At 66.5% G+C, this 26351-nt stretch carries 21 protein-coding genes and 1 pseudogene; 11 read left to right on the top strand and 11 right to left on the bottom strand.

Translation table 11 applies throughout. The annotated features are described in order from the left end of the window. The first annotated feature begins 106 nt into the window (after nucleotides 1-106). The 3 genes and pseudogenes from AAF184_02115 (at nucleotide 107) to purD (ending at nucleotide 3163) form a co-directional block, all read left to right on the top strand. A pseudogene (locus AAF184_02115) lies at nucleotides 107-292 on the top strand (helix-turn-helix domain-containing protein). Continuing rightward, a complete protein-coding gene (purH, locus tag AAF184_02110) occupies nucleotides 289-1863 on the top strand; it encodes a bifunctional phosphoribosylaminoimidazolecarboxamide formyltransferase/IMP cyclohydrolase (protein ID MEO0421100.1) in 1575 nt (524 codons plus the stop codon). Before AAF184_02115 ends, purH begins: the two are co-directional and overlap by 4 nt. Nucleotides 1864-1879: 16 nt before the next feature. Then, nucleotides 1880-3163 (top strand): phosphoribosylamine--glycine ligase, encoded by a 1284-nt coding sequence (purD, locus tag AAF184_02105; protein MEO0421099.1) that lies wholly within the window; start codon nucleotides 1880-1882, stop codon nucleotides 3161-3163. 45 nt (nucleotides 3164-3208) lie between these two features. On the opposite strand, the gene rho is transcribed toward purD, so the two are convergent. Beyond that, entirely contained in the window at nucleotides 3209-4465 is a 1257-nt protein-coding gene (rho, locus tag AAF184_02100; GenBank protein MEO0421098.1) for a transcription termination factor Rho, read from the bottom strand. A gap of 571 nt (nucleotides 4466-5036) precedes the next feature. On the opposite strand from rho, the gene AAF184_02095 reads away from it, so the two are divergent. Beyond that, nucleotides 5037-6563, top strand: a complete 1527-nt coding sequence (locus AAF184_02095) for a DEAD/DEAH box helicase (GenBank protein ID MEO0421097.1) — start codon at nucleotides 5037-5039, stop codon at nucleotides 6561-6563. On the opposite strand, the gene yrfG is transcribed toward AAF184_02095, so the two are convergent. After that, nucleotides 6560-7255, bottom strand: coding sequence for a GMP/IMP nucleotidase (gene yrfG / locus AAF184_02090; protein MEO0421096.1), 696 nt, complete (start codon nucleotides 7253-7255; stop codon nucleotides 6560-6562). The genes AAF184_02095 and yrfG overlap by 4 nt on opposite strands. 138 nt (nucleotides 7256-7393) lie before the next feature. Between yrfG and cysQ the strand changes: the two genes are divergently transcribed. Further along, nucleotides 7394-8209, top strand: a complete 816-nt coding sequence (gene cysQ, locus AAF184_02085; GenBank protein ID MEO0421095.1) for a 3'(2'),5'-bisphosphate nucleotidase CysQ — start codon at nucleotides 7394-7396, stop codon at nucleotides 8207-8209. A gap of 53 nt (nucleotides 8210-8262) precedes the next feature. Next, entirely contained in the window at nucleotides 8263-8478 is a 216-nt protein-coding gene (locus AAF184_02080; protein MEO0421094.1) for a YdcH family protein, read from the top strand. Between the two features lie 11 nt (nucleotides 8479-8489). On the opposite strand, the gene plsB is transcribed toward AAF184_02080, so the two are convergent. Beyond that, nucleotides 8490-10949: a glycerol-3-phosphate 1-O-acyltransferase PlsB gene (gene plsB, locus AAF184_02075; GenBank protein MEO0421093.1), complete on the bottom strand. Its 2460-nt coding sequence runs from the start codon at nucleotides 10947-10949 to the stop codon at nucleotides 8490-8492. Nucleotides 10950-11058: 109 nt separating this feature from the next. Here plsB and glk point away from each other — a divergent pair, with 109 nt between their 5' ends. Further along, nucleotides 11059-12075, top strand: coding sequence for a glucokinase (glk, locus tag AAF184_02070; protein MEO0421092.1), 1017 nt, complete (start codon nucleotides 11059-11061; stop codon nucleotides 12073-12075). Here glk and ttcA read toward each other — a convergent pair. Beyond that, on the bottom strand, nucleotides 11967-12950 hold the full coding sequence (gene ttcA / locus AAF184_02065) for a tRNA 2-thiocytidine(32) synthetase TtcA (protein MEO0421091.1): 984 nt from the start codon (nucleotides 12948-12950) through the stop codon (nucleotides 11967-11969). The two genes, glk and ttcA, sit on opposite strands and share 109 nt — an antisense overlap. A 162-nt stretch (nucleotides 12951-13112) precedes the next feature. On the opposite strand from ttcA, the gene AAF184_02060 reads away from it, so the two are divergent. Next, nucleotides 13113-14978, top strand: a complete 1866-nt coding sequence (locus AAF184_02060; GenBank protein ID MEO0421090.1) for a LysM peptidoglycan-binding domain-containing protein — start codon at nucleotides 13113-13115, stop codon at nucleotides 14976-14978. Nucleotides 14979-14980: 2 nt separating this feature from the next. On the opposite strand, the gene AAF184_02055 is transcribed toward AAF184_02060, so the two are convergent. Continuing rightward, nucleotides 14981-15805, bottom strand: a complete 825-nt coding sequence (locus AAF184_02055; GenBank protein MEO0421089.1) for an SDR family oxidoreductase — start codon at nucleotides 15803-15805, stop codon at nucleotides 14981-14983. A 127-nt stretch (nucleotides 15806-15932) separates the two neighbouring features. Here AAF184_02055 and AAF184_02050 point away from each other — a divergent pair, with 127 nt between their 5' ends. Beyond that, nucleotides 15933-16742: an SDR family oxidoreductase gene (locus AAF184_02050; GenBank protein ID MEO0421088.1), complete on the top strand. Its 810-nt coding sequence runs from the start codon at nucleotides 15933-15935 to the stop codon at nucleotides 16740-16742. On the opposite strand, the gene AAF184_02045 is transcribed toward AAF184_02050, so the two are convergent. Both AAF184_02045 and AAF184_02040 read right to left on the bottom strand, forming a co-directional pair. Further along, nucleotides 16723-17010 (bottom strand): tetratricopeptide repeat protein, encoded by a 288-nt coding sequence (locus AAF184_02045; GenBank protein ID MEO0421087.1) that lies wholly within the window; start codon nucleotides 17008-17010, stop codon nucleotides 16723-16725. The two genes, AAF184_02050 and AAF184_02045, sit on opposite strands and share 20 nt — an antisense overlap. A 149-nt stretch (nucleotides 17011-17159) precedes the next feature. Further along, nucleotides 17160-19136 (bottom strand): SDR family oxidoreductase, encoded by a 1977-nt coding sequence (locus AAF184_02040; GenBank protein ID MEO0421086.1) that lies wholly within the window; start codon nucleotides 19134-19136, stop codon nucleotides 17160-17162. Nucleotides 19137-19379: 243 nt separating this feature from the next. Here AAF184_02040 and htpX point away from each other — a divergent pair, with 243 nt between their 5' ends. Beyond that, nucleotides 19380-20264 carry a protease HtpX gene (gene htpX / locus AAF184_02035; GenBank protein ID MEO0421085.1) on the top strand — a complete coding sequence of 295 codons (885 nt, stop codon included), beginning with the start codon at nucleotides 19380-19382 and terminating at the stop codon, nucleotides 20262-20264. A gap of 26 nt (nucleotides 20265-20290) precedes the next feature. Here the strand turns inward: htpX and AAF184_02030 are convergent, their stop codons facing one another. Both AAF184_02030 and AAF184_02025 read right to left on the bottom strand, forming a co-directional pair. Beyond that, nucleotides 20291-21835 carry a hypothetical protein gene (locus AAF184_02030; GenBank protein MEO0421084.1) on the bottom strand — a complete coding sequence of 515 codons (1545 nt, stop codon included), beginning with the start codon at nucleotides 21833-21835 and terminating at the stop codon, nucleotides 20291-20293. Between the two features lie 12 nt (nucleotides 21836-21847). Beyond that, nucleotides 21848-23008, bottom strand: coding sequence for an FAD-dependent oxidoreductase (locus AAF184_02025; GenBank protein MEO0421083.1), 1161 nt, complete (start codon nucleotides 23006-23008; stop codon nucleotides 21848-21850). Nucleotides 23009-23076: 68 nt separating this feature from the next. On the opposite strand from AAF184_02025, the gene AAF184_02020 reads away from it, so the two are divergent. Further along, entirely contained in the window at nucleotides 23077-24264 is a 1188-nt protein-coding gene (locus tag AAF184_02020; GenBank protein MEO0421082.1) for a pyridoxal-phosphate dependent enzyme, read from the top strand. Here the strand turns inward: AAF184_02020 and AAF184_02015 are convergent. Then, the gene (locus tag AAF184_02015) at nucleotides 24261-25682 is read right to left on the bottom strand and encodes a sodium/proline symporter (protein ID MEO0421081.1); all 1422 of its coding nucleotides are present in this window, start codon (nucleotides 25680-25682) and stop codon (nucleotides 24261-24263) included. The two genes, AAF184_02020 and AAF184_02015, sit on opposite strands and share 4 nt — an antisense overlap. Beyond that, complete coding sequence (locus AAF184_02010; protein MEO0421080.1) at nucleotides 25679-26233, bottom strand: L,D-transpeptidase family protein; 555 nt, start codon at nucleotides 26231-26233, stop codon at nucleotides 25679-25681. Before AAF184_02010 ends, AAF184_02015 begins: the two co-directional genes overlap by 4 nt. Nucleotides 26234-26351 lie beyond the last annotated feature (118 nt).

Genomic DNA, 26351 nt, shown 5'->3' with positions numbered 1-26351 from the left:
CGGAGAAATTGCGTCTTCGCATCACGAGCAAGCACTGATCGGCTCGGTCACGAACGCGGAGAGAGGGGAATCGTTGGAGGAGCTGACGCGACAGATCAGCGAGCGCTTCTTCCACCAACTCGAGGGGCACGACACATCAGGCGTCTACGACCTGTTCATCAACCAGGTTGAACGCGGACTCCTGCGCGTGGTGCTCGAACACACCCGAGGCAATCAGACCCGAGCAGCGGAGATCCTCGGGATCAACCGCGGCACCTTGCGCAAGAAGCTCCGTCTCTGCGACATCCGTTGAGCGACTCCACGGCAAAGGCGCTGATCAGCGTCAGCGACAAGGAAGGCGTTGCCCCCCTCGCTGAGCGCATCGCGCGCCTTGGCTTTGAGATTCTCTCGACGGGCGGCACCGCCAAGACCTTGCGAGAAGCCGGGGTCACCGTCACCGGCGTCAGCGAACACACGGGCTTCCCCGAAATTCTCGGCGGCCGGGTGAAAACTCTGCACCCGAAGATCCACGGCGGCATTCTCGCCCGCGGGGCGCAGGACGCGGACACGCTCGCCGCCCATGCGATCGACCCTTTGGCTATCGTAGTAGTTAACCTCTACCCCTTCGCCAAGACCATCGCGCGACCGGGCTGCACCTTCGAAGAAGCGGTGGAGCAGATCGATATCGGCGGCCCGGCCATGCTGCGCGCGGCGGCGAAGAACCACGAGCACGTAATCGTGCTGGTAGACCCCGTTGACTACTCACCGGTCCTGGACGAGCTGGAGCAAACGGGCACCGTCAGCGCAAAAACCCGACGACGCCTCAGCGCCCGCGCCTTCGCCCACACGGCAGCCTACGACCGCACCATCGCAAGTTACCTCGAAGCAGCATGCGCCGAGGACTCGCCGGAAGTCGAGCAAGTCACGCTTCCCGCCGAACTCTCCCTGCAGTTCTCCCGCGCTTCGCAACTGCGCTACGGCGAGAACCCCCATCAAGCTGCCGCCATCTACCAGGCGGACGGCGCTCCCGGGATCGCCGGTTTTTTGCAGCACGCGGGTAAGCCACTCTCCTACAACAACATCGTCGATACGCAAACCGCCGATGGCTGTGCCCGGGAGATCGAGGGCTGCGCGTGCGTCATCGTCAAGCACGCCAACCCCTGCGGCGCCGCCATCGCCGACTCGCCCATCGCAGCGTACGAACGGGCCTTCGCCGCAGACCCCACCTCGGACTTCGGCGGCATCGTCGCCTTCAACCGACCGATCGACGCCCAGGTGCTCGGGGCGGTGCTCGCGAAGCAGTTCGTGGAAGTGATCATCGCCCCCGCCGTGGCCAGCGATGCCCTGCCTGCCCTCGCCAGCAAGCCCAACGTGCGCTTGCTCACGCCCGCTGGCGATCAGCAGGCGAGCGCTCACGACGCCCTGGACATTCGCTCGATCGCCGGTGGCCTCCTGGTGCAGGCGCGCGACCTGCTGCGCGTGAGCGCTGACCAACTCGATGTGGTCACCAAGCGTGCCCCGGCAGCGGAGGAGTTCGAGGAGCTCCTGTTCGCCTGGACGCTGGTCAAATGGGTCAAGTCCAACGCTATCGTCTACACGCGCGACGGCCAGACCGTCGGCATCGGCGCAGGCCAGACGAGCCGCATCGACTCCGCACGCTTCGGCGCACACAAGGCGGACACCTTCTCCCTATCGCTGCAGGGCGCGGTGATGGCCTCGGACGCCTTCTTCCCCTTCCGCGACTCCATCGATGCGGCCGCCGAACACGGTATTCGCCTGGTCATCCAACCGGGCGGATCACGCCGCGATGAGGAAGTGATCGCCGCCGCCAACGAACACGACATGGCCATGGTGTTCACCGGCCATCGTCACTTCCGCCACTGATCGAACAGGTATTGCCATGAAGGTGCTCGTGATCGGCAGCGGTGGCCGCGAACACGCGCTCGCCTGGCGCCTCGCCCGCGGCGCCAGCGTTACCGAGGTTTACTGCGCCCCGGGAAATGCGGGGACGGCGCTGGAACCGCGCATCCGCAACTTGGCGCTAACGGAGGACGATGCCCTGCTCGCCTTCGCCAAGCGCGAGGGCATCGGCCTGGTGGTGATCGGTCCCGAAGCCCCCCTCGCGGCAGGCCTCGCCGACCGCTTCAACGACGCGGGCGTCCCTTGCCTCGGGCCAGGCGCCGCCGGTGCCCAGCTGGAGGCCTCCAAGGAACACGCCAAGGCCTTCATGAACCGCCACGGCATCCCGACCGCGGCGCACCGCGTGTTCACCTCCCGCAACGACGCCATGGCCTACCTCGAGGAGGTGGGCGCGCCGGTGGTGGTGAAGGCGGACGGCCTCGCCGCGGGCAAGGGCGTGGTGGTGGCCGGCACGCTCGACGAAGCGCGCGAGGCGGTGGAGAGCATGCTGGGCGGCTGCTTCGGTGATGCGGGTCACCGGGTGGTGATCGAGTCCTTCCTCGAGGGAGAGGAAGCGAGCTTCATCGTCCTCACCGACGGCGAGACCATCGTGCCCCTCGCCTCGAGCCAGGATCACAAGGCTCGGGACGAGGGCGACCAAGGCCCGAACACGGGCGGCATGGGCGCCTACTCGCCGGCACCGGTGGTGACCGACGAGGTGAACGAGCGTGTCATGCGCAACGTCATCCGCCCGGCGATCGAAGGTCTCGCGAAGGACGGTGTCGTCTTCCGCGGGTTTCTCTACGCGGGCCTCATGATCGACCCCAAGGGCGAGGCGAAGGTCCTAGAGTTCAACTGCCGCCTCGGGGACCCCGAGACCCAGCCCATCTTGATGCGCCTGCGCAGCGACCTCGCCGCCCTTTGCCTGGCGGCCGCCCAAGGTCGGCTTGGGGAGCTCGCTGACGCGGTGAGCTGGGACCCGCGCACGGCCCTCGGCGTCGTCCTCGCCAGCAAGGGCTACCCAGGCGACTACCCCAAGGGATCGCCCATCACCGACCTACCGCCAGCGAGCGAGACCGAGGACGCGGATGGCAAGGTCTTCCATGCGGGCACAAAGCTGCAGGACGACCAGGTGGTCTCGAGCGGTGGGCGCGTGCTGTGCGCCGTGGGCCTCGGCGAAGACGTTGCGCAAGCAGCTAAGCGGGCCTACGCGTTGACCGAACAGATCAGTTGGGTGGATAAGTACTACCGGCGCGATATCGGCCATCGCGCCATGCAGCGCTGAGCAGGCGGACCGCCTACTCAGCGCATTGAAGGCTGACCGGCGCGGTCAGCGCTTCATCGCGTCGAAGAACTCGCTGTTGAGCTTCGTGTCCTTCAGCTTCGAGAGCAGGAACTCGATCGCCGCAATTTCGTCCATCGGGTGCAGGAGCTTGCGCAGCACCCAGAGCTTTTGCAGCTCCGCAGGATCGGTCAGCAGCTCTTCCTTACGGGTGCCGGAACGGTTGATGTTCATCGCCGGGAAGGTGCGCTTCTCGGCGATACGGCGATCCAGGTGGATCTCCATGTTGCCGGTGCCCTTGAACTCCTCGTAGATCACATCGTCCATGCGCGAGCCCGTGTCGACCAGCGCCGTGGCGATGATCGTGAGACTGCCGCCTTCTTCGATGTTGCGCGCAGCGCCGAAGAACCGCTTCGGGCGATGCAGGGCGTTGGCATCCACACCACCGGTGAGCACCTTGCCCGAGGAGGGCACCACGGTGTTGTAGGCGCGAGCCAGGCGGGTGATGGAGTCGAGCAGGATCACCACGTCGCGACGGTGCTCTACCAGGCGCTTGGCCTTCTCGATCACCATCTCCGCCACCTGCACGTGGCGACTGGCCGGCTCATCGAAGGTACTGGAGACCACCTCGCCGCGCACGGAGCGAGCCATCTCCGTGACCTCTTCCGGTCGCTCGTCGATGAGCAGCACGATGATGTAGCACTCGGGGTGGTTGTTGACGATCGAGTGCGCGATGTTCTGCAGCAGCATCGTCTTACCAGCCTTCGGCGGGGAGACGATCAGGCCGCGCTGGCCCTTACCGATCGGCGCCACCATATCGATGATGCGCGCCGTGAGGTCTTCCGTGCTGCCGTTGCCCGCTTCGAGCTTCAGGCGCTCGCGCGGGAACAGGGGCGTCAAGTTCTCGAAGAGGACCTTGTTCTTCGCGTTCTCAGGCTTGTCCAGATTGATCTGGCTGACCTTGAGCAGGGCGAAGTAGCGCTCACCGTCCTTCGGCGGGCGGATCAGGCCGGAGATCGTGTCACCCGTGCGCAGGTTGAAGCGCCGGATCTGGCTGGGCGAGACGTAGATATCGTCCGGGCCTGCCAGGTAGGAGCTGTCCGCCGAGCGCAGGAAGCCGAAGCCGTCCTGCAGAATCTCCAACACGCCGTCGCCGTGGATATTCTTGCCGTTCTTCGCGTGCGCCTTGAGGGTGGCAAAGATGATGTCCTGCTTGCGCAGGCGCGCCATACCTTCGAGGCCGAGGGAAGTGGCAAGCTCCACGAGCTTGTTCGGCGGCATCCGCTTCAGCTCGGTGAGATTCATCGCGTTTTCCGTATCTGCGGGATCCGCAATTTCGGTGTCGTCGATGTCCTCGTCGAAATTCGGCTCGTCCTCAACCGGCTCGCGCTTGCGCCGCTTCTGCCGGTTGCCGTCGGCCTGGTTGCCGCCACGCTTGGGCTTGTTGCCCGATGACTTGCCGCGACCGCTGCGGGCCGCTGATCCGAGATAACCTCTCACTGATGACAGTCCGTTCTCATGTTGTGCATAGGAGGATGGGTGCCGCGCATTCCGAGCGGTGCGTCGGCGAGGAGTAAGACTTTTGGTCGCGACGGCACGGGATCCGAGCGACGCGAATGGATGTTTGTTGCTCCGTTGTGCTCCGCACGCCATTGCGCTTGAAAACGCGACTATCCCACACGGGATTTCGGACCTGGGGAGGGGGTTCGGCCTGGATGATCTCAGTGGGGCCGCGGAGCGAGAGCGGGTATGGCGGTGCGGCAACGAAATGCTGCAGCGGGACATACCGTGCTCGACGGTGATATCCTATTTTTGCCAGTGTCTGCGACGATTTTCAAGTACTAAATCCCTTTTTTTGGAGGCAATCGCCAACCATATGCCGGACAAGCACCTCAGCGACCTACGCTTCGACCAGCTCGAACTGACACCCCCTGTTCTCGAGGGTCTACGCGACGCCGGCTTCGAAAACTGCACCCCCATCCAGGCGAATACACTCCCGATTGCCCTCGGCGGCACGGACGTGGCGGGTCAGGCGCAGACCGGCACCGGCAAGACGGCCGCCTTCCTCGTCGCCCTATTCAACCACCTTTTATTGAACGCCCCTGCCGAGACCCGCAAGCCCCAGCAGGTGCGGGCGATGGTGCTGGCCCCCACCCGCGAGCTCGCCGTGCAGATTCACGCGGACGCGGAGGTACTCGGCGCCCACACGGGCCTCACGCTCGGCCTCGCCTTTGGCGGCACGGACTACGAGAAGCAGCGCCGGCGGCTCGAAGAGGGCGTGGACATTCTGATCGGCACGCCCGGACGGATCATCGACTACTTCAAGCAGCGCGTCTTCGATCTCACCCACGCCCAAGTGCTGGTGCTGGACGAGGCCGATCGCATGTTCGACATCGGCTTCATCAAGGACATTCGCTACCTGCTGCGTAAGCTACCCCCTCACGATGAACGCTTGAATCTGCTGTTCAGCGCCACGCTCGGCCATCGCGTCCTGGAGCTGGCCTACGAGCACATGAACGATCCGCAGCTGGTGCGCGTGGAGCCAGACAAGATCACGGCCGATCGCGTACGCCAGGTGGTCTACTTCCCTGCCAACCAGGAGAAGCTTCCGCTACTGGTAGGCATGCTGCGCCGTATGGATCCCCCACGCACCATGGTGTTCGTCAATACCAAGCGTTCAGCAGATCTGGTCCAGCGCACGCTAGAGGTGAACGGTGTCAGCGCCCAGGCGATTTCCGGCGATGTACCCCAGCGCAAGCGCCTCAGCATGCTGAAGGCCTTCCAGAGCGGAGAGCTACGCGTTCTAGTAGGTACGGATGTCGCCTCACGCGGCCTGCACATCCCGGGCGTCACGCACGTCATCAACTACGATCTTCCGCAGGACGCGGAGGACTACGTGCATCGCATCGGGCGTACGGCCCGCGCCGGCGAGTTCGGCGATGCCATCAGTTTTGGCTGCGAAGACTACGCGGTGAACCTGCCGGACATCGAGGCCTATATCGGCCGCCGCATCCCGGTCGATGCGGTGCCCCAGGAAGACCTCGCCGAGGTCAAGCGCGCACCACGTCGCCCACCGCGCAACCGCGAAGAGCGGGAGGGTCGCCGCGGGGGCCGCGGCGATGGCGGCGGACGCTCGCGCCGCGGCAGCCGTTCACGCTCCGACGCCCGCGACAACGCGGACAAGGAACCGCAAGACGCCTCGACCGGCGCCCCCGAGAACGGCGCAGCGAGTGATTCGGCGCCCGCCGAGGCTGCTGCTACAGGCGACGGCGCGAAGAAGAAGCGTCGGCGCCGGCGGCGTCGGTCAGGCCCGCGCCAGGATGAGGGTACCAACGCCAGTAAGGACGCCAGCAGTAGCAGCCCGGCCTCCGACGCGCCCGCCCCCGAGGCTAGCGAGACCTAAGCACCGCTTCCCTGCGCCCGCGTGAGCGCGGGCGTCAACGCGGCGACACCCACCACCCACGGATACTCAAGGCTCGTCGCGTCCTGCGGCGGCTGGGTGGAATCCGGCTGGCTGATCGCCAGACACTGACCAATACCGAAGGCGTGTGCTGCATCCAGCACCGCTACGTTGTCGTCGATCAGCACGGTGCTGGCAGGCTCGAACCCGAGCTTGCGCCGAAAGGCCTGCCAGAAGGCCTGCTCCTCCTTCGCCGCGCCCAGATGGTGGGACGAATGCACCTCATCGACCAACGAGGCAAGCCCAGTCTGCTGCAGCTTCAGGGTCAGGGTGGTGCCATGGGCATTGGTCGCGATGACCCGGCGCAGACCGGCGCCTCCCAGGGCCGCGAGAAACGCCTCCACCCCCGGCAAGAAGCACACTCCGGCGAGGTGCTGGCGCTTGAGCGCAACCAGATCAAGACCGAACGCCTCCTCCCAATGATCCAGGCAGTACCAATCGAGGGTACCGGAGCGCGCTTCGTAGGAGGCGTAGACGTGGTCGCGCGCCGCATCGGGAGACAGACCCTCGCGGCGCCCATACTCCTCAGGGATCAGCTCGCGCCAGAAGAAATTGTCGAAGGCCAGGTCGAGGAGGGTGCCATCCATGTCCAGCAGCACGGTCTGCGCCCGATCCCAGTCGATGGCAGCGGTCATCTGTTCCCCCAAGAGCGCCGTTCGTGAACCAGGTCCGCACAACGTGCGCCAGGGCCACCCGCGAGTCGGCCGTGGTCGGATATGATACGGCCCTCGCGCGCTCGTGGGCGCCTCACGTCAACTGAGATCGGGGATCGGATGGACGCTCAACTGCCGCTCAAGTCACTGCTGCCAGAGGTCGTGGCCATCGCCCGTCGCGCCGGCCGTCGAATCCTCGAGATCTACAATTCCGCCGACTTCGACGTTGAGAAGAAGGACGACGACTCGCCCCTTACGGCCGCCGATCTCGCCTCCCACCGGGCGATCATGGAGGGACTGGCCGAGCTGACGCCGCAGTTCCCCGTGCTCTCCGAGGAGAGCAAAAAGGAGGACGTCGAGGCGCGCCGCACCTGGGAGACCCTCTGGGTGGTCGATCCCCTCGATGGCACCAAGGAGTTCATCAAGCGCAACGATGAGTTTACCGTGAACATCGCCCTGGTCCACGGCAACCGCCCGGTGCTCGGCGTCGTTCACGTGCCCGCGCTCGGGGCTGGCATCGACTACTTCGGGGCCGACGGCCTCGGGGCCTTCAAGAGCGAAGGCGACGAGCACCGCTCGATCCAGGTCACCAAGCCCAGCCAGCAGCCTGTGCGCGTGGTCGGCAGCCGCTCCCACCGCGGCGCCCTGCTGGACGGCTATCTCGAAGCGCTCGGAGAACACGAGATCATCGCGATGGGCAGTTCCCTGAAGTTCTGCATCGTGGCAGAAGGCGGCGCCGACATTTATCCGCGCCTGGGCCCCACCTCCGAGTGGGACACGGCGGCTGCCCAAGCCGTGGTGGAAGCCGCCGGCGGGCGCGTGGTGAACACGTCCGGAGAGCCGCTGACTTACAATGCCCGAGATGAGATTCTCAACCCCCATTTCCTGGTCTATGGGGATGGGGACCGGGACTGGACGAGTTATCTACCGGACTAGGCGAACACGGCCTGCCGTGCTCCTGCTCACCTGCGCCGTCGCGAGATCGTGCCATGGCTGACAAGATAGACACCGAGGTCTTCGAGGGCTTCGCCAAGCTGAAGGAGCTGCGCCTGGCGCACCGACGGCTCGACGAGGAAATCGAGGTGGCCGCTGTAAGTCCGGCCACGGACCAGCTGGAACTGCGCCGAATGAAAAAGCGCAAGTTGCAGCTTAAGGACATGATCGCGCACCTCGAGAGCGAGCTGATCCCCGACCTCAACGCCTGAGCGCGACCTTTCTAGACGTGCGTCACCTGCAGGACGCTGTGGCGAATCTGCTCGTTGAGCACCAGCTTGGCGTCCGCCTCGATCACCTTGAGGCTGTCGTCGAAGGCCAGGCCCCCGTCCTCCTCCTCGCGCACCACGCCACGCTGCTGTAGCACGCGGATGAAGTTGCGAAAGAGCTGCTTGGCGAAGAACTCCGGCGCATTCAGCCCGTGGAGCATCGCCATCCGCTGAGCCATCAGCTGACAGAGACTCTCCAGCTCCGGCGCCGTGAGCGCCCCGGAGCCGTGCTTGAACAGTAGCGCGAAGGTCATGTAGTAGCGCTCGATGGTCTGCAGCGTGCCCTGGGCCAGCACCGACAGACGCACCGCCTCGACGGATCCCGCTACCGGGCGACGAACGGCGTTGTCGCCGTGCTCGTAGCTCAACAAACCGAGCTGCACGAGTTCGCGGATCGTACTTCGCACCACCTCCCCGATCTGCCCATCCTCCCACTGCAGGTAGAGCTCTGAGCGAATGAAGGGATACACCAGGCGCACTAGGCGCACCACCTTGCGCACGGAGAGGCGCCGGTTGTTGAGAAAGCAACAGGCGATCAGGGACGGCATCGCCACCACGTGCAGCACGTTGTTGCGAAGGTAGGTGAGGAGAATCGCGTTCTCCTCGGACAGGGAGAGCACGTCACCGAGCTTGTGGGACTGGCGTCGCAGCAGGCCCATACCGTCGGCGTAGCGGATGATCTGCTCACCGCTCATGTCCGCCACGCTCACCAGCGGTGAGTAAGGCGCACGGCGAAGCAGCTCCGTGTAGAGGTCGAGCATCGCCGCCAGGTCGCGCTCCAGCATGGCGTTCTTCGGCGTGGCCAGCAGGGCCAAGGCCAGGAGATTGATGGGGTTCACCGCTGCCGTGGTGTTGATGCGGCGGTGGATCTCCTCCGCCAATCGCGCCACCACACCGCCGCCGCCCGCGGCAGGGTTTCCCTTCTCCAGCACCAGCGCATCGCGCTCGCGCCAGCCAGGGGCGCGCTCGTCCAGCAAGCCATCGAGGAAGAGCGGCTCGCCGATGGAGACCGAGACGCGACCGTACTTGCCACGCAAGGTGGCCAGCACACGCACCAGGTCGATGACCGATTCCTTCTTCTTGGCCTGCCCGCTGAGCTCACCGACGTAAGCACGCCCCTCGAACAGGTGCTCGTAGCCGATATAGATCGGCACGAACACCACCGGCCGGCTGCGATGGCGCAGGAAGCCGCGCAGGGTCATCGACAACATGCCCAGCTTCGGCTCCAGCAGGCGCCCGGTGCGGCTTCGCGTGCCCTCGATGAAGTACTCGAGGGAGACGCCGCGATCCATGTTCTGGCTCAGGTACTCGTTGAACACCGCCGCGTAGAGGCGGTTGCCGCGGAAGCTACGGCGCATGAAGAACGCCCCACCCCGGCGCAGCAAGGTGCCGATGACCGGGAGGTTGAGGTTGATGCCGGCGGCGATGTGAGGGATCACCAAGCCCGCACGGTGCAAGACGTAGGAGAGCAGCAGGTAGTCGATGTGGCTACGGTGACAGGGAACGTAGATCACCTCGTTGCCTTCCACCACGGCCTTCAGCTTGTCCAGGTGGTGGATATCGATGCCCTCGTAGCGTTGGTTCCACCACCACTCGAGGATGCGATCGAGCACACGGACGGTCGGGTAGGAGTAGTCCGCGGCGATCTCGGCGGTGTAGGCCACCGCCTTCTTCAGCACCTTGCGCCGCGGTTGATCCTGTGCTCGAGCCTCACGGGCCACCGCTTGTCGCACGGCCAGGGAGCGAACGATTCTGCTAGTCAGCGTGCGTCGATGAGAGAGATCCGGCCCGATCACGGCCACCCGCAGCTGGCGGAAGTGCACCCGCAGGCGGCGATGGGTGCGGCGTACGGCGCGCCCCGCGTCCAGGCCCTCGTCGACGGGCTTGCGCAGGGACATGGCGGGGGAGAACTGGACCAGCGCGTTGCGCCCATTGGCCGCGATCACGAACAGGCGATGCAGGCGTCCCCCCACGCCCCAGGCCTCTTCGAAGAGGAGTTTGAACACGGAACGCGGATTCTCGCGCTCCGGCGTTCGCCCCCAGAAAATCGAGACGGGGATCAGTCGCGCGTCGCGCTCAGAGTCCGTGGCGACCATCTCCGTCATGCGCTCGAGGCGCGCCGAGCGGGTCAGGCGTCGCGAATACCAGTGACGCTTGGTGCGCAACATGATGACCGAGCGGCGCTCGTGCAGGGACAGGAGGGGATGGCCCGGGCGTGGCAAGCCGTGGCGCAGACACACGAGGTCGAGCGTGAGCAGGTCGCTAAGGGAATTATTCTCCAGCACGTAGCAGATCGGCTCCGAGCCGCCGGCCTCGAACTGCAGCGGCGAGGGCAGCACCGAGGGCTTGACCAACAGCCCCAGCACGCGCCGCGCCAGGGCGAACAGCAGGCGATCCAGCCCCAGCCACCTCATCGAAGCGTTCCCTCGTGAGCCCGTTGCTCAACCAATCGCGCTACTCCGTGCTCTCCCCGCAAGGGGCGGTATTATGCGGCAGTCGTCCACCCAGTCGAAGCCAGTGTCCATGACCGCTCGCGTACAACCCGTCACCCACCGCCTGGTCGCCGATGTCGGCGGCACCAACACCCGCGCCGGCATCGTCGCCAGCGACGGCACCGTGGCCCATCTCGCCCGCCTGCGCAACGACGAGCATTCCGGGCTGGCCGCAGCGCTGAAGGCCTACCTGGCCGCCCTCGGCGAGGCACTGGACCATCCCCCGGTGGATGCGGCGATCGCCGTGGCGGCGCCGATCACCGGCACGGAGGTACGCCTCACCAACCGCCGCGATTGGGTCTTCAGCAGCGAATCGCTCGCCCGGGAGTTGCGCATCGAGCGGGTGCACCTGATCAACGACTTCACGGCCGTGGCCCTGTGCCTGCCCTGGCTGGGTGAGGACGAACTGCAGCCCCTGGGTGGCGTGGCCCGCCGAGCAGACCGCGGCAGTTCGCCCGCCACGCCCACGGTGGTGCTCGGCCCCGGCACCGGGCTCGGCGTCTCGGCCCTGATCCCCCACGGCGCGGGCTACGTGGCCATCGAGGGCGAAGGCGGCCACGCCACCGCCGCCGCCTTCACCGAGCAGGAGGCGGAACTCATCGCCTGGGTGCGCGAGCGCGAGGGGCACGTGAGCTGGGAGACGCTCCTGTGCGGCGCCGGCCTGGTGCGCCTGCACCGCGCCGTGGCCACCCTCGGCGGACACGGCAGCGAGGCCAACGCGGAGGACGCGGCGGAGGTGGTGGCCAGAGCAGATGCGGGCGATCGCGTGGCGGAGCGCACCCTGCAGATCTTCTTCGCGATGCTGGGCGGCTTCGCCGGCGACCTGGCCCTGAGCTTCGGCGCCTACTCGGGGGTGTACCTGGCGGGCGGCATCCTGCCCCGCCTACGGCCGCGCCTCATCGCCTCGGACTTCCGCAAGCGCTTCGAGAGCAAGGGCCACTACTCGCAGCTGCTGGCGCCCATCCCCACCGCGCTGATCACCGCGCCGGAGCCGGCCTTGCTCGGCTTGGCTGCCTTCTCCCCCTCGCAGGTGGCCGGCGCCTGCTGAGCGCTCGGCGAGGGCATCAGCCAGGCCTTAGCGTCGGCGCTGGCTGCTGGCGCAGGCGCGTTGGCGCTTCGCAGGCCGGCGAAATCGTGATGTTCCGCGTCCATCAGATGGCTCGGCACCACGTGCTGCAGGGATCTGAACATGGAGGCGATGCGTCCGGGGTGATCGCGCTCCCACTCACGTAGCAGGGCCTTGACGCTGCGGCGCTGGGAATTCTCCTGCGAGCCACACAGACGGCAGGGGATGATGGGGTAGCCCTGCAGCACCGCAAAACGCGCCAAGTCCCGCTCCTCGCAGTAGGCCAGGGGCCTGATCACGGTGCACTCGCCGTCCTCGCTCAGCAGCTTCGGCGGCATCGCCGCCAGCCGGCCGCCGTTGAACATGTTCATGAGCAGGGTTTCCAGGATGTCGTCGCGATGGTGGCCGAGGGCGATCTTGGTAAAGCCCTCCTCCCGCGCAAAGCGGTACAGCGCGCCGCGACGCAGGCGCGAGCAAAGGCCGCACATCGTGCGCCCCTCGGGCACCACCCGCTTCACCACGCTGTAGGTGTCCTGCTCCAGCACGTGCAGGGTCACCCCTCGCTCACGGCAGTAGTCCGGGAGCACCTGAGCCGGGAAGTGCGGCTGTTTCTGATCCAGGTTCACCGCGTCGAGGGTGAAGGGCACGGGGGCGGCCGCCTGCAGGTCGAGCAGCACGTCCAACATCGAGTAGGAGTCCTTGCCGCCCGACAGACACACCATGACCCGATCACCCGCCTCGATCATCGCGTAGTCGCCGATGGCCTGACCGACCTGGCGGCGCAAGCGCTTGCGAAGCTTTTTCTGCGTCACGGATTGGGATTTGCGCACGCCCTCAGCGGGCTCGGAAGACTGCATATGTCACATCGGGAACGAGTGGTTGGAGGGCGGCCGACGCTTGGGGTAGGGTAATGGCGACACTTGCAAACATTCGTTGCACGGATCGCCAGATCCCCCGTTTTCGGCCGAGTCCGCGGCAGACGCGCCGCTCTGGCCCCTCACCTCATTCGGGAAGACGCGATGAGCCAACTGCGCTGGGGCGCCGCCAAAGGGCGGACCATACGGGCCTGGGCCCAAGGGACGCAAGCCATCACCTGGGCACCCTGGTTGGCCGTGCTCGTCTGGCTCTTCGCCACGGTGGCAGCGGCCGACGAGGCCACCGCCCCCGTCACCGGCGCTGATCCGGCCCATTTCCCCGTGCCGCCGAGCCTGCACGCGGCAACGGACTTCTGGCGCCGCGTCTACACGGAAGTGGAGACCAGCCAAGGGTTCATCCACGACAACCGAGAGCTCGGTGTGGTCTACGAGGTAGTCGAACTCGGCGGTGAACTCTCGCGCCGCCAGCGCAGCCGCCTCGTGTCCAAGCGCATCACCCATTACCGACGCATCCTCGAGCGCCTGGCGAGCGGTGCGCGCTCAGGCCTCACCGACGAGCAACGCGAGGTGCTGAGCCTGTGGCCCGAGGACGTCACCAACGCCACCCTGGCGCAGGCCGCCAAGCGCCTGCGCTTTCAGTTGGGACAGGCCAATCGCTTCCGTGAGGGCCTCGCGCGTTCCGGCCGTTACCTCGATCACATCCGCGCGGAGTTCGCCGCCCTCGGCCTGCCCGAGGAACTGGCCCTGCTGCCCCACGTGGAGAGTTCCTACAATGCCGGCGCGCGCTCCCACGCCGCCGCCGTCGGCATGTGGCAGTTCACCCGTTCCACGGGGCGGCGCTTCATGCAGGTCGACCACGTGGTGGACGAACGCCTGGACCCCTACCTGGCCGCCGCGGCCGCCGCCCGCCTGCTGCAGCAGAACCATGAGGACCTGGGCGCCTGGCCACTCGCCCTCACCGCGTACAACCACGGCGTCGCGGGCATGCGTCGCGCCACCGTCAAGCTCGGCACACAGAACATCGGTGACATCGTCGAGCGCTACGACGGTCGCACCTTCGGCTTTGCCTCGCGAAACTTCTACGCCTCGTTCATCGCCGCCGTCCACGTGCATCAGCACGCCTCCCAGTACTTCGGCGACGTCACCCCGGCCAGTCCGGTGCCGCATCACGCGGTGGAGATTCCGGACTTCGTGCCGGCGGCGGCGCTGGCCGAGAGCCTCGGCACGGACCTCGACACCCTGCGCAAGCTCAACCCCGCCCTGCGCTGGCCCATCTGGCGCGGCGAGAAGCATGTGCCCAAGGGCTACGCACTACGCGTGCCGGCCACCCTCGATCTACTGAGCGCTCGTGAGGCGCTCGGCGCCGTGCCGGCGACCCAACGCTTCGCCCGGCAGACACCCGATGTGCAACACCGCGTGGAGCGCGGGGAGTCCCTATCGGTGATCGGCGCGCGCTACGGGGTCAGCGCCCGCGCCATCGCGGAACTGAACGGCCTGAAGTCCGCCCATCTGATCCGCGTCGGGCAAACCCTGAAGCTTCCCGTGCGCGCAACTCAGCGCGCACCGACGCCCGCGCCGGTCACGGCAAAGGCCATCTCCACCCCGGCGACAGCGAGCAGCCGACCGGCCGCGACCACGGCGGCAGTCGTCACAGCACCTGGCGGCACCTACCGGGTGCGTCGGGGGGACAGCATCTCCGTGATCGCCCGACGTCTGGGCGTGCGCCAGCGCGACCTGATCGCCGCCAATCGCCTCAGCAACGCCGACCGCCTGAGCGTGGGACAGATGCTGGTGGTCCCCGGCAAGGGACAGACCTTCGAGACCTACGTGCCCGAGGTGTACACGGTGCGCCGCGGTGACTCCGTGTGGGAGGTCGCCAAGCGCTTCGGCATCCCGCGCAATCGTATCGTGTCCCTGAACGCCCTGAAGAGCGGCCAGCACATCTTCATCGGGCAGAAGCTGCGCCTAAAGCCTGTGCTAGGTGCGGCCGGCGCCACCACGGCGGAGTAAGTCTACTCAGCCTTGCCGCGACGGCCGACGAAGTCGTCCATGCTCTTGCTGATGCCGAAGAAACTCATCACCGCATCGAACCACGCGGTGGGGAGCAGCCGGGCCAGGAAGACGGATAGCACGAACCTGGGCATGATCAGGCGCCTACGCCCGCGCCTGACGGCCTCCAGTGTGCGCTCGACCACGTACTCGGGCTCGAGGATCGGGAGTAGCCACGGGAAGCGCGTGCGCACGCCCTCGAACATCCCGGTGTTGATGTAGAAGGGGCACACCACCGTCGTGCGAATGCGGCTGTTCAGGCGCTTGAGCTCGAGCCGCAGGGAGTCATCGAAACCGATCGCGGCAAACTTGCTGGCGCAGTAGTCGGTCAAGCGGGCCGTGCCGACGAGGCCACCTGCGGAGGCGATGGTCACGATGTGGCCGGCATCGCGCCGAACCATGGCGGGCAGAAAGGCGCGGGTCAGCCAGAACAGGGCCAAGGTGTTGACCGCGAAGGTGCGTTCGATCTGCTCGTCGCTGATCTCGAGCAAGGGGCGGCCAGAGACGATTCCCGCATTGTTGATCAGGATATCCACGGCCGGACAGGCATGCTGGATCTGATCAGCCGTGGCAGCGATCGCGCGCCGGTTGCTGAGATCGCACGGGTAAGGCAGCAGCCGGCCGCTACCACCGGCGTCGGCTTGGGTCTGCAGATCCTTCAGCCCATCGGCATCCACATCCACCGCGTGTACAGTGGCCCCGGCGCCCAACAGGCGCTCGGTCATCAACCGACCCAAGCCGCTGGCGGCACCGGTGATGACGATGTGAAGACCGTTGAAGTCGACCATAAGCGTTCCGCTTCTCCGTTTGCGCTCGCGCGTGACACCCTACCCTGGGTAAACGCGGCGAAAGTATATACAACCCATCACCGACGCTGGAGCGTCGCAGTCCAACAGCTTCGGGGAGTCCCGCTCTATGTCGAAGGCGCCATACGCAGGCAGCACCGTGTTGGTCACGGGCGCCACGGAGGGCATCGGTCGTGCGTGTGCACTGCAACTGGCCGACGTGCGAGCTAAGCTCGTCCTGGGCGCGCGCAACACCGAGCGCCTCGAACAGATCGCCAGCGAGTGCCGTGAACTCGGGGCGCAGGTGCTCACCCAGCCGACCGACGTTAGCCGAGAGGCCGACTGCCAGCGCCTGGTGGAAGCGGGCATCGCCGAGTTCGGCGGTTTGGACACGCTGGTGTGCAACGCTGGCAGCACCATGTGGGCCCGCTTCGATCAACTGGAGAGCCTCGACGTCTTCCCCCACCTGCTGCAGGTCAACCTGATGGGCGCCGTGAACTGCATTCGCCACGCCCTGCCTGCCCTGCGCGCCTCGGGCGGCCGCCTGGTGGCGGTCGCCAGCGCGGCGGGGATGACGGGCGTGCCGGAACGTACCGCCTACGCGGCCAGCAAGCACGCCTTGGTCGGCTTCATGGACAGCTTGCGTATCGAGCTGCGCGACAGGGGGGTGAGCGTGACCGTGGCGGCCCCGGATTTCGTCCTCACCGAGACCCATCGTCGCGCGATCGGTGCTGACGGTAAGGCGCTCGGCACCTCACCGATGCAGGAAGGCAAGCTGCTGACCGCGTCGCGCTGCGCCGAGATGATTCTGGCGGACACCTGGGCGCGCAAGCGCCTGTGCCTGACCTCCAGCCGCACGCGCTTAGGGCTGCTGCTGAAGCCCTTCCTACCGGCGCTACTGGATCGGATCGCCGCGAAGGCTATCGAGCAGCGGCGCTAGGCGGGGTCGCGGGGGCCAGCTGCTGGTCGTCGGTGCAGATCGCCACGACCTCGTCGTCCATCGCGGGCTCTGGAGCACAACACTCGAGCGCCTGCTCGAGCAGGTGGGCGGCTTCCGCCGCGCGCCCTTGCATGAGACGCACGCGACCCAAGCGCTGCAGCACCCGGCCGTGGGGGGGATGGGCAGCGAGGTAGCGCTCGAGAACGTCTGCCGCGGCCGACGACTCCTGGCGCTCCAGCAGATGGTCCGCGGTGCGGATCGCCAGCATCAATGCCCTTCTCTGCAAGCGCCTAACTCCCCTTAGCGGTGCGGTGATTCCCGACACATCGCTATGGTACTCAGCCCCAGGAGAGTAGGTGTGAACTTAGATCACAGGTCCGCGGCTTGAACGTAATAACTTGTGGGCAAGCCCTAAAGTCACCAGTGAATCCCCCGCGTGAGCTGGGCGAAGGCGATCTGCTCGGCACTGCGCGGCAGGCGCTTGCCGTCCGTCCCCTTGGGGCTGTCCGGGAACAGCTTGAAGGCCGTGTTCATGCCCACCTGGACCAGATTCGGCGCCAGCAAATGGGCGATTTCGGCGAAGATGCCCAATCGTGTCGCCACGCGATGCGGCCGGCGGATGATCGCATCGACGATCATGTCCGCCGCCTCCTCGGGGCTGATCGTCGGCACGTTCTGGTAGATCTTGGTCGGCGCGATCATGGGCGTGCGCACGAGCGGCATGTTGATCGTGGTGAAGCGCACGTCCGCGTCGTTGAACTCGGCCGCGGCACAGCGCGTAAAGGCGTCGAGGGCGGCCTTCGAGGCGACGTAGGCGGAGAAGCGCGGCGCGTTGCTCAGCACACCGATCGAGGAGATGTTGATGATGTGGCCGGCGCGGCGCTCCACCATGCCCGGCAGGATGCGCAGGATCATGCGCAGGGCGCCGAAGTAGTTCAGCTGCATCGTGCGCTCGAAGTCGTGGAAGCGCTCGAAGCTGTGCTTCAGCGAGCGACGGATCGAGCGACCGGCATTGTTGATCAGCACATCGACCGTACCGATCGTCTCCTCGATCTGCTTCACGGCGGTGTCCACCGCCTCCACGTCGGAGATATCGCAGGTGACGATATGGGACTCGCCGCCCGCCTCGTCGATCAGCTTCTTGGTCTTCTCGAGCTTGGAGAGCTTGCGCGCGACGAGCACGACGCGACCGCCCGCTGCACCGATCTTCACGGCCGCCGACTTGCCGATACCCGAGGAGGCACCGGTCACCACCACCACCTTGCCCTTCACGGCACCGCTCAGCGTTCGATCGACGTGCAGATCGGGGTCGAGGTGGCGCTCCCAGTAATCCCATAGGCGCCACGCGTAGTCCTCGAGCTCGGGCACCGCGATGGCGCTATCGGCGAGGGCAGCGTCCGTGGCGCGACGATCGAAGCGCGTGGGGTAGCCGATGAAGCGCAGCACCTGCTCGGGAATCTGCAGATCTTCGAGCAGCGCGTCCTTAGCCCGCTGCACCGGCGCCAGGGCACCGATGCCACGCAGGAGCGCCGTCGGCACGAAGGAGAGCATGCGCGCATCGAAGCGCAGGGCCATCTCCGGCGCGTGACCGGCACGGGCGAAGAGGTTCAGCATGTCGCCCACCCGGCGTGCCTTGTCTTCGGTCAGGTGGAAGCACTCGCCATCGAGCCCTGGCTTGTGGGCGATGTGATCCATGGCGTCGGCCACGAAATCGACGGGCACGATGTTGATACGACCGCCCTCGAGGCCGATCGTCGGCATCCACGCAGGCAGCATGTGACGCATGCGCTGAATGAGCTTGAAGAAGTAGTAGGGCCCATCCACCTTGTCCATCTCGCCGGTCTGCGAGTCACCCACCACCACGCCGGGACGGTAGATACGGAAGGGAATGCTGCAATCGTTGCGCACGACACCTTCCGCGTCGTGCTTGCTGCGATAGTAGGGGTCGTCGAGGCCCGTGGCCTCCTCGAACATATCCTCGCGGAAGACGCCGTCGTAGAGGCCCGCGGCAGCGATCGAACTCGTATGGTGGAAGCAGCCCGCCGCGAGGCGCTCAGCGAGCTCCACGACGTGGCGCGTGCCGTCGACGTTGGCCTTGTACTGCTGCTCCTCGTTGCGCGTGAGGTCGTAGATCGCCGCCAGGTGGAACACGTGATCCACCTTGCCCTTCAGGGCGTCGACCTGCTCCTCGGCGAGGGCGCAGTTCGCCTTGGTGATATCGCCCTCGAGGAAGGTCACCCGCGTGCCATCGGTCTTCCAATAGCGCAGCAGATCGGCGGTGCGCGCATCGGAGGCGTCGCGCACGAGCACGTGCACATGACCCGTGCGGGCGAGGAGCCGACGCACGACTCGCTTGCCGATGAACCCCGTTGCCCCGGTGACGAAATAGGCCATGCTGCTCCCCGTGATGTGACAGGCGCCCGTCACCTAGGCCCGCAGACCTACGTGCCGGTACGTCAGGTGGCGCCGAAGGCGCCGGCGGTAGTCGAGGCGCGGCCAAGAACAACCGCGGCGGATAAGTCGTCGAAAACATAACCCACGCTCGTGTAGATTGACAACGCGCCACCTTCTGCGGCCTTGACTCCGGGGAGCCGCGCCCAGATATCCCCAACATTTACCGCAATACGAGGGTCCGAGATGACTCGCATCTTCCTGTTCCTAGCCACGAACGCTGCCGTGCTGGTGGTGGTGAGCGTGGTGTTTTCGCTGCTAGGCCTCGAGGGCACGATCAACCGCCAAACGGGCGGATTGGACCTGACCGGCTTGCTCGTGATGTCTGCGTTAATCGGCTTCACCGGCTCGTTGATCTCCCTGTTCAGCTCCAAGTGGATGGCCAAGCGCAGCATGGGCGTGCAGCTGCTGGATGTGGACAATCCCCGCGATCAGAACGAGCGCTGGCTGGTGGACACGATCCGTCGCCAGGCCAAAGAGGCGGGCATCGGCATGCCGGAAGTAGGCATCTGGAATGCCCCCGAGATGAACGCCTTCGCCACGGGCTGGAACCGCAACAACGCGTTGGTCGCCGTAAGCGTGGGGCTCCTGCGCGGCATGAAGGCGGACGAGGTCGAGGCCGTGCTCGCGCACGAGATCGCCCACGTGGCCAACGGGGACATGGTGACGCTCACCTTGATCCAGGGCGTCGTCAACACCTTCGTCGTGTTCGCCTCGCGCCTGGTCGGCTACATCGTGGATCGTGCCGTCTTCCGCACGGAAAGCGGCCACGGCCCGGGCTACTTCATCGTCTCTATCGTCATGCAGATGGTGTTCAGCGTGCTCGCGAGCATGATCGTCATGTGGTTCTCGCGCTACCGCGAGTTCCGCGCCGATGCGGGCGGCGCACGCCTGGCCGGCCGGGAGAAGATGATTGGCGCCCTGGACCGCCTGCGCACGGGCGGCGGCGAGCTTCCGGACGAGATGGCCGCGATGGGCATCTCCGGCGGACGCACCGGTGGCCTGAAGAAGCTCTTCATGACCCACCCGCCCCTGGAAGACCGCATCGCAGCCCTGCGCCAGGGGGGCTGACCCTCGGTGAGGCTCGGCGGCACCCCTCAGGCGTCGCCGGGCGCCACCCGCTGAGCCGCCTGGATGCGGAAGCGGGCCGCGGCCGCGATCAAGGCCGAGACGAAGGCCGAGGTGATCGTCATGGTTACCCGCAGCCCCTCCGACTCCAGGGGCATCTCATCCGTCGCGTAGAGCATGATGATCAGGGCGAGCACTGCCCAGATGCCGGCGCGAATCCCCGCCAAACGCAACTCATCGCGCAGGCTCTTCGGATCCTCCAGGGCCGGCGCATCCATCTGGTAAGCCACGTAGCCACACATCAGCGCCGGCAAGATACCGAAGCGCATGGAGCCGACGAAGCTCGCCGCGAAGCTGAACTGCGTGTCATTGGCCGACAGCCCGAACACGAGGGCGGACATGGAGGTGCTGATGACGAAACAGATGAGCGTCATCAGGGCGTAGAAGCCGTAATAGCGCGCGGGGTTGCGGGGCGACCGATAGGCCTCCGCGTGGGCGACGAAGACCACTGCCATCGGCACCACGTACATGCTGATCGCGTAGAGGCTCCAGCGCACCGTGTCGAAGGCGAAGTGTTCCAGGGCATTCGGCGGCTGGAACAGCATGTTGTAGACCACCACCGAGACCTCACGACCGATGGCCACAGCGGCCACGATCGCCGCAGAGAACAGCAGCAGATGGCGGTAGGTGTGGCGCAGGCGCACCTGGCGCGGGTCGCCCCCGAGGCGCGCGACGGTCTTCCACATCTCCTCCTCGTTCGGGCTGCCGTACACCACGATGCACGCTAACAATCGACATAGCCACCGGATCAATTGATCGAGCTTTTCGATCAGTTCCAGCGTCTTGGTGTAGTGCGGCTCGGCCCCCTTCCAGTTCGCCACCTTCTCCGAGGTCTCGTTGAAGGAGATACAGATCTGCCCCCATTTCAGGGACGGCTCCTGGAAGAAGCGGTGATAGGAATGCTGGTCCGCGTAGCTCTGGATCTGCCCGAACAGCAGGCAGGCACGCGCCCAGCGATACTCCACCGTATCGGCCGAGCGATCGAAGTCTTCCTTGGCCAGGCTATCCGCCAGCAGGTTGGCGATGCAGGCCTCGCGATGAGCCTCGTCCACCCCCTGCAGGCCGGCGCCACGCAAGGAGGTGTAGACGTCTTGTGCCCGGCGCGGTATTGCGAACAGGTTGTACACCACCCCGCGCAGGACCAGCACGGGATTGAGCGGGCTCTCCCAGGTGAGCAGGAAGAAGAACACCAGGATCACCATCACCGGCACCACCAAGCCAGCGGTGATGCTCGCGAGGTAGGCGGCGGCATCCGCCGTGGCGGGGTTGAACAGGGCGTCGATGAGAGGCCGCAAGGGGGTCCACACGGTCACCAGCATGAGGTACAGCAGGGCCATGATCAGGGCGTAGCTCGCGGTGCCGATGCCGTACAGCCCCTTCGGGGCCTGGTAGCGCGGCAGGGTCGGCTCGTCGCCGAGGGTGAGCACACGCGCGGTGAAGGAGCGCGAGGCGAGCACCAGGGTCAGGATGGCGCCAGCAGCTTGAACCAGGCGAAAGGCGATTTCCGATCCCATGGTGGTGGCCCGCTAGAGCAGGTACGTGTCGATGCCTTCGAGGAACAGATCGTACTGGGTGTCGACCGCACCCTTGATCCCTACCGCAGGCATACCGGTGACCACGTGGCCTTGGAAGAGCACCCAACCGGCCGCGTCCAACACCCCGAGGCTGACCACGTACCCGAGCTCCTGGAACACCCACTCGAGCAGCGGTCGGCGGCGATGGTGGCGCGCGAGGTTGACGCCCATGTGGCGACCCTGACGCAGCGCCACCTGAGCGGTGGCGGCGTTCGATCCACCCCCATCCACCTCGGCGCAATCGCCGGCAGCGAAGACCCGCTCGAGCGTGCGCCCCTCACGCTGCACCTGGCCGTAACGGTTGGTGGTCATCGGGCAAGGCGAGGGTTTCACGCCGGTCATCAGCAACGTCAGGTTGGACGCCATCTCCTGCACGGCGCCGTCCTTGCCGCCTCGACGAAAACGCAGCACCTCGCCATCCTGAGCCTCGAACTGTGAGTGGGGACACCATTGCACGCCCACGGCCGTCAGGCGCTCCAGCGCGTAGCGCCTGACGCGATCGGGCATTTCGCCGAGCGGTGCATGCCCCTGGTCGAGCAAGCGTACGGCGCCGCTGGCCCCCAGGCGCCGCATCGCCTCCGCCAGCTCACAGGCGAACTGCACGCCGCTCGCGCCGGCACCGACCACGCTCACGCGCACGGCAGCGCCAAACTCATCGCGCAGCTCGCGCAGGCGCTGGTGCAAATCGAGGTGACGCAACTCGCGCAGGGTGAGCACGTTCGGCGCCCCAGGCACCTCCAGGTTCGGTTCGCCGCCACAGGCCAGCACCAGATAATCCGCGGCCACGTGCTGCAGCGCCTCGGCATCGCCGGCCAGACGCACCGGCACGCTGCGCGCTTCGCTCCACGCCGCCAGATCGTCGACGCTAAAGCCACTCTCGCGCGCTCCCAACCAGCCCTGTACGTGATCGAAACGCATCCGATCGGCGAACTCGGCGAAGGGAATCTGCAACTCCTCCAAGGGCCTGGAGGCGGACTCGTGCAGGTGAGTGAGCTTTAGGTGATGGGCGGCGGGATCGATCAAGGTCAGATCGACCGCCGGCAACTGAGCGCGCAGCGAAGTGAGGCAAGCAAGACCTGCGTAACCGCCGCCGACCACGGCAACCCGCGTCATGCGCATACCTCCCGGTGGCAGAAGATGGCAGGTGGCGACCCGCTACGTGTATCGTCTCCGCGGGTCTCGTGCATCACGTCGAAAGGAGCGGCGCCCTCACCGCGCCCCAGGGGCCCGGCACGCCGCGGGAGAAGCTCTTGAATCCTCTGTTCCAGCACCATCCCAGCCTCGAAGCGCACTTGCCGCATCTCGCTCTCGGCACCTATCCATCCGCCATCCAGCGACTGGGCGGGCTGGAGCGCGCTTGCGACGCGTCCGCACTTTACCTCAAACGTGATGACGCTGCCGATCCCACCTACGGCGGCAACAAGCTGCGCAAGTTGGAGTACCTGCTGGCCGAGGCCAAGGCCAACGGTGCGCGCAAGGTCATGACCTTCGGCGCTGTGGGCTCCAACCACGCCCTGGCCACGGCGATCCACGCCAAGCGCCTCGGCCTCGGTGCCATCTCCATGCTCGTGCCTCAGGTGCTCTCGAGCAAGGTGTGTCGCAATCTGCTCGCCCACCATCTGGCCGGCGCCGAGATGCACCACTACCCCGATGAGCAAGCACTCGGCGACGCCGTGCGCTACCAGCTCGATCGCCACGAGCGCATGGACGGCATCGCGCCCACCGTCGTGCCCGGGGGCGGCACCTCCGCACTCGGTGCCGTCGGTTTCGTGGCCGCCGGGTTCGAGCTGGCCAATCAGGTCGCGGCCGGCGAACTGCACGCGCCCGCCCGCATCTATATGGCCTTTGGCACCACCGGTACGGCGGCCGGACTTGCGGTCGGCCTGCGCGCCGCAGGCCTCGATTGCGAAGTCGTGGCCGTGCGCGTCACCGCCGAACGCTTCGGTAACGAAAAGCGTATGCGTACGTTGATCCGACAAACCTCCTCCCTCCTGCACGAACGCAGCGGTGGCAGCTTCCCTACCCTCGGCCCACAAGACTGTCGAGTCACGGTGCGCCACGACTGCTTCGGCGGCGAGTACGCGCGCTACACCCCACCGGCCATCGAGGCCGTGCGCCGCACCTACGAGAGCGACGGCGTGGTACTGGAAGGCACCTACACGGGCAAGGCCATGCTAGCCCTTCAAAAGGATCTACAAGACCCAAGAGTCGCGGGCCAGCCCAGCCTCTTCTGGAATACCTACAACTCGCGTCCCCTCGCCATCGACGGCATCGACTACCGCCAGCTACCTAGCGTATTTCATCGCTACTTCGAGCAACCCATGCAGGCGCTCGACGCGCAGATGGAAGCCGTGTTCGGCAACCGCTAGGCGGCCGCCGCACGGCGGTCGGTGGCGCTCGAGCCCGCCCAGACGATCAGCGCGGAAACCGCCAGGGGCACCAGCCGCTCGAGCCAATCCCCCGGCGAGTCGGCCAGCCAATGGGCCAGGACCGTGAGGCCGGCACCGGCGCCCATGGCCGCCAGGCGCACCGGCACCGGAATCGTCCGTCCCAACAGCATGGTCACCACCAGCGGGCCGAAGGCGGACCCCACCGCATGCCAGGCGAACAGTACGCGCGAGAAGATGGACTGGGGCGCGTAGAGGGCCAGGCCTAAGGCGAAGGCACTCAGGCCGAGCACCACCGCTCGGGAGGTGAAGAGGGAAATACGCTCATCAGCACCGCGGCGCAGATCGTGCGATACGGAGGAGGCAGCCACGAGCAGCTGGCTGTCCGCCGTGGACATGATCGCCGACAGCACCGCCGCCAACATGATGCCCGCCACCACCGGCGGAAACAGAGTCGCGGTCAGCCCGTAAAAGGCTTGCTCCCCGCCGGCCCCCGCCGGGTCCAGCAGGATCCGCGCGCACCACCCGGTGAACAGCATGCCGGCGTACACCACCACGGCCCAGCCGATCGCGATGACCTTGGCCCGGCGCAGGGCCTGATCATCGCCCAGGGCCATGAAGCGGTTGAGCACGTGCGGCTGCCCCGGGTAGCCGAGACCGATTCCCAAGGTGCCCGCCACGAAGCCGATCGCCGCTGGCGCGCCTCTCGCGCCGAACAGGCCGCCGCCGGCGCTCGATCCAAGATGCTCCCAGAGCGGACCCACGCCACCCACGGCCAGCACGCCAGCGAGGGGCAGCACGAGCGCCGTCAGCGCCATCAATACGCCCTGCACGCTGTCCGTCACGCTCACCGCCCAGAACCCGCCGAGCAGGGTGTACAGCACGACGATCGCCGCACCGATCAGAACGCTTAGCTCGGCATCCAGCCCGAACTGGCTATCGAAGGCCGCCCCCGCCGCCTGGAACTGCGCCGCGACGTAGAAGCCGAAGGACACCAGGATGATGAGACTGCCAAGGCGCGCCACCGTGAGGGACCGTGACCCACCATCGGTAGCCGCCACCACGTCCGTCAGCGTCACCGCACCAGTCGTCTTCGCCAGCGAACGAAGGCGCGGCGCGATGAGCACCCAGTTGATGAAGAACCCGCTCAGGGTGGCGGGAAACAGCCACAGGGCCGGCAGGCCCCACGCGTAGGCCGCCCCGCTGACGCCGAGCAACGTCCACGCTGAGGAGGAGGAGGCACTGGCGCTGATGGCGGCGACGAAGCCGCCGAGGTTGCGCCCACCGAGGAAGAAATCTACGGAGTCGTGCGTGCGCCGGCTCGCCCACCAGCCGATGGCGATCAGCAACACCTGGTAGGTCACCAGCGTGATCAGCACGATCACGCGCTCATCGCTCACGCGCGCAACACCACCGGCGTGTTCTCACGGGTGGCCAACCAGATCTCCATCATCGCCTCGTTGGAGACGGCGACGCAGCCATTGGTCCAGTCCTTGGTGAGCAAGCCGCGGTAGGGACGGCGCGCCTCGTTGGGCATGCCGTGAATCATGATGTTGCCGCCCGGTCTTACGCCAGCGGCACGGGCTCGCGCGCGGTCATGGGCGTTGGGATAGGACACGCGCACCGAGAGAAAGAAGCGGCTGTTGATGTTCTTGAAGTCGATGACGTAGCGACCTTCCGGGGTTCGGTTATCGCCTTCGCGCTCCTTGTGACCGCGGGGGTTGGCGCCGAGCACGCAAGGGAACACGCGCACGGTGCCGTCGCTGCGGTACATGATCACCTGGCGGCGCGCCTTCTCCACCACGATCTCCCGCGCCGGCGTCCAGTCCAGACGGTGAAGCGCGGCATCGCTGCGCACGGGCACCAAGCCCCCCACGCTGATACCAGCCAAAGCACCTAGCACGGCACGCCGGCGCGCGCAGGCCTGCGCGTCGTCTCGTTGGTGAGTCATGAGCATCTCCTGTCATCAGCCAGGAGGTGAGCAAGGGGCGTGATCCATCGCATGTCGATGCCGAGCATAGACTGTCGCTCGCCCTTGCGCCTACCCCGGCGGCCTGTCACGGTCTTCC

This window comes from Pseudomonadota bacterium (assembly GCA_039815145.1).
Lineage (GTDB): Bacteria > Pseudomonadota > Gammaproteobacteria > Steroidobacterales > JBCBZW01 > JBCBZW01.
Note: the sequence above shows the minus strand (reverse complement) of the source record. Positions and strands in the feature narration are given on the sequence as shown.

Excerpts from the sequence above, each read along its gene's own strand:
- purD (MEO0421099.1), top strand. The coding sequence starts at position 1,880 with ATGAAGGTGCTCGTGATCGGCAGCGGTGGCCGCGAACACGCGCTCGCC.
- rho (MEO0421098.1), bottom strand. The coding sequence starts at position 4,465 with ATGAATCTCACCGAGCTGAAGCGGATGCCGCCGAACAAGCTCGTGGAG.
- AAF184_02095 (MEO0421097.1), top strand. The coding sequence starts at position 5,037 with ATGCCGGACAAGCACCTCAGCGACCTACGCTTCGACCAGCTCGAACTG.
- yrfG (MEO0421096.1), bottom strand. The coding sequence starts at position 7,255 with ATGACCGCTGCCATCGACTGGGATCGGGCGCAGACCGTGCTGCTGGAC.
- cysQ (MEO0421095.1), top strand. The coding sequence starts at position 7,394 with ATGGACGCTCAACTGCCGCTCAAGTCACTGCTGCCAGAGGTCGTGGCC.
- AAF184_02080 (MEO0421094.1), top strand. The coding sequence starts at position 8,263 with ATGGCTGACAAGATAGACACCGAGGTCTTCGAGGGCTTCGCCAAGCTG.
- plsB (MEO0421093.1), bottom strand. The coding sequence starts at position 10,949 with ATGAGGTGGCTGGGGCTGGATCGCCTGCTGTTCGCCCTGGCGCGGCGC.
- glk (MEO0421092.1), top strand. The coding sequence starts at position 11,059 with ATGACCGCTCGCGTACAACCCGTCACCCACCGCCTGGTCGCCGATGTC.
- ttcA (MEO0421091.1), bottom strand. The coding sequence starts at position 12,950 with ATGCAGTCTTCCGAGCCCGCTGAGGGCGTGCGCAAATCCCAATCCGTG.
- AAF184_02060 (MEO0421090.1), top strand. The coding sequence starts at position 13,113 with ATGAGCCAACTGCGCTGGGGCGCCGCCAAAGGGCGGACCATACGGGCC.
- AAF184_02055 (MEO0421089.1), bottom strand. The coding sequence starts at position 15,805 with ATGGTCGACTTCAACGGTCTTCACATCGTCATCACCGGTGCCGCCAGC.
- AAF184_02050 (MEO0421088.1), top strand. The coding sequence starts at position 15,933 with ATGTCGAAGGCGCCATACGCAGGCAGCACCGTGTTGGTCACGGGCGCC.
- AAF184_02045 (MEO0421087.1), bottom strand. The coding sequence starts at position 17,010 with ATGCTGGCGATCCGCACCGCGGACCATCTGCTGGAGCGCCAGGAGTCG.
- AAF184_02040 (MEO0421086.1), bottom strand. The coding sequence starts at position 19,136 with ATGGCCTATTTCGTCACCGGGGCAACGGGGTTCATCGGCAAGCGAGTC.
- htpX (MEO0421085.1), top strand. The coding sequence starts at position 19,380 with ATGACTCGCATCTTCCTGTTCCTAGCCACGAACGCTGCCGTGCTGGTG.
- AAF184_02030 (MEO0421084.1), bottom strand. The coding sequence starts at position 21,835 with ATGGGATCGGAAATCGCCTTTCGCCTGGTTCAAGCTGCTGGCGCCATC.
- AAF184_02025 (MEO0421083.1), bottom strand. The coding sequence starts at position 23,008 with ATGACGCGGGTTGCCGTGGTCGGCGGCGGTTACGCAGGTCTTGCTTGC.
- AAF184_02010 (MEO0421080.1), bottom strand. The coding sequence starts at position 26,233 with ATGACTCACCAACGAGACGACGCGCAGGCCTGCGCGCGCCGGCGTGCC.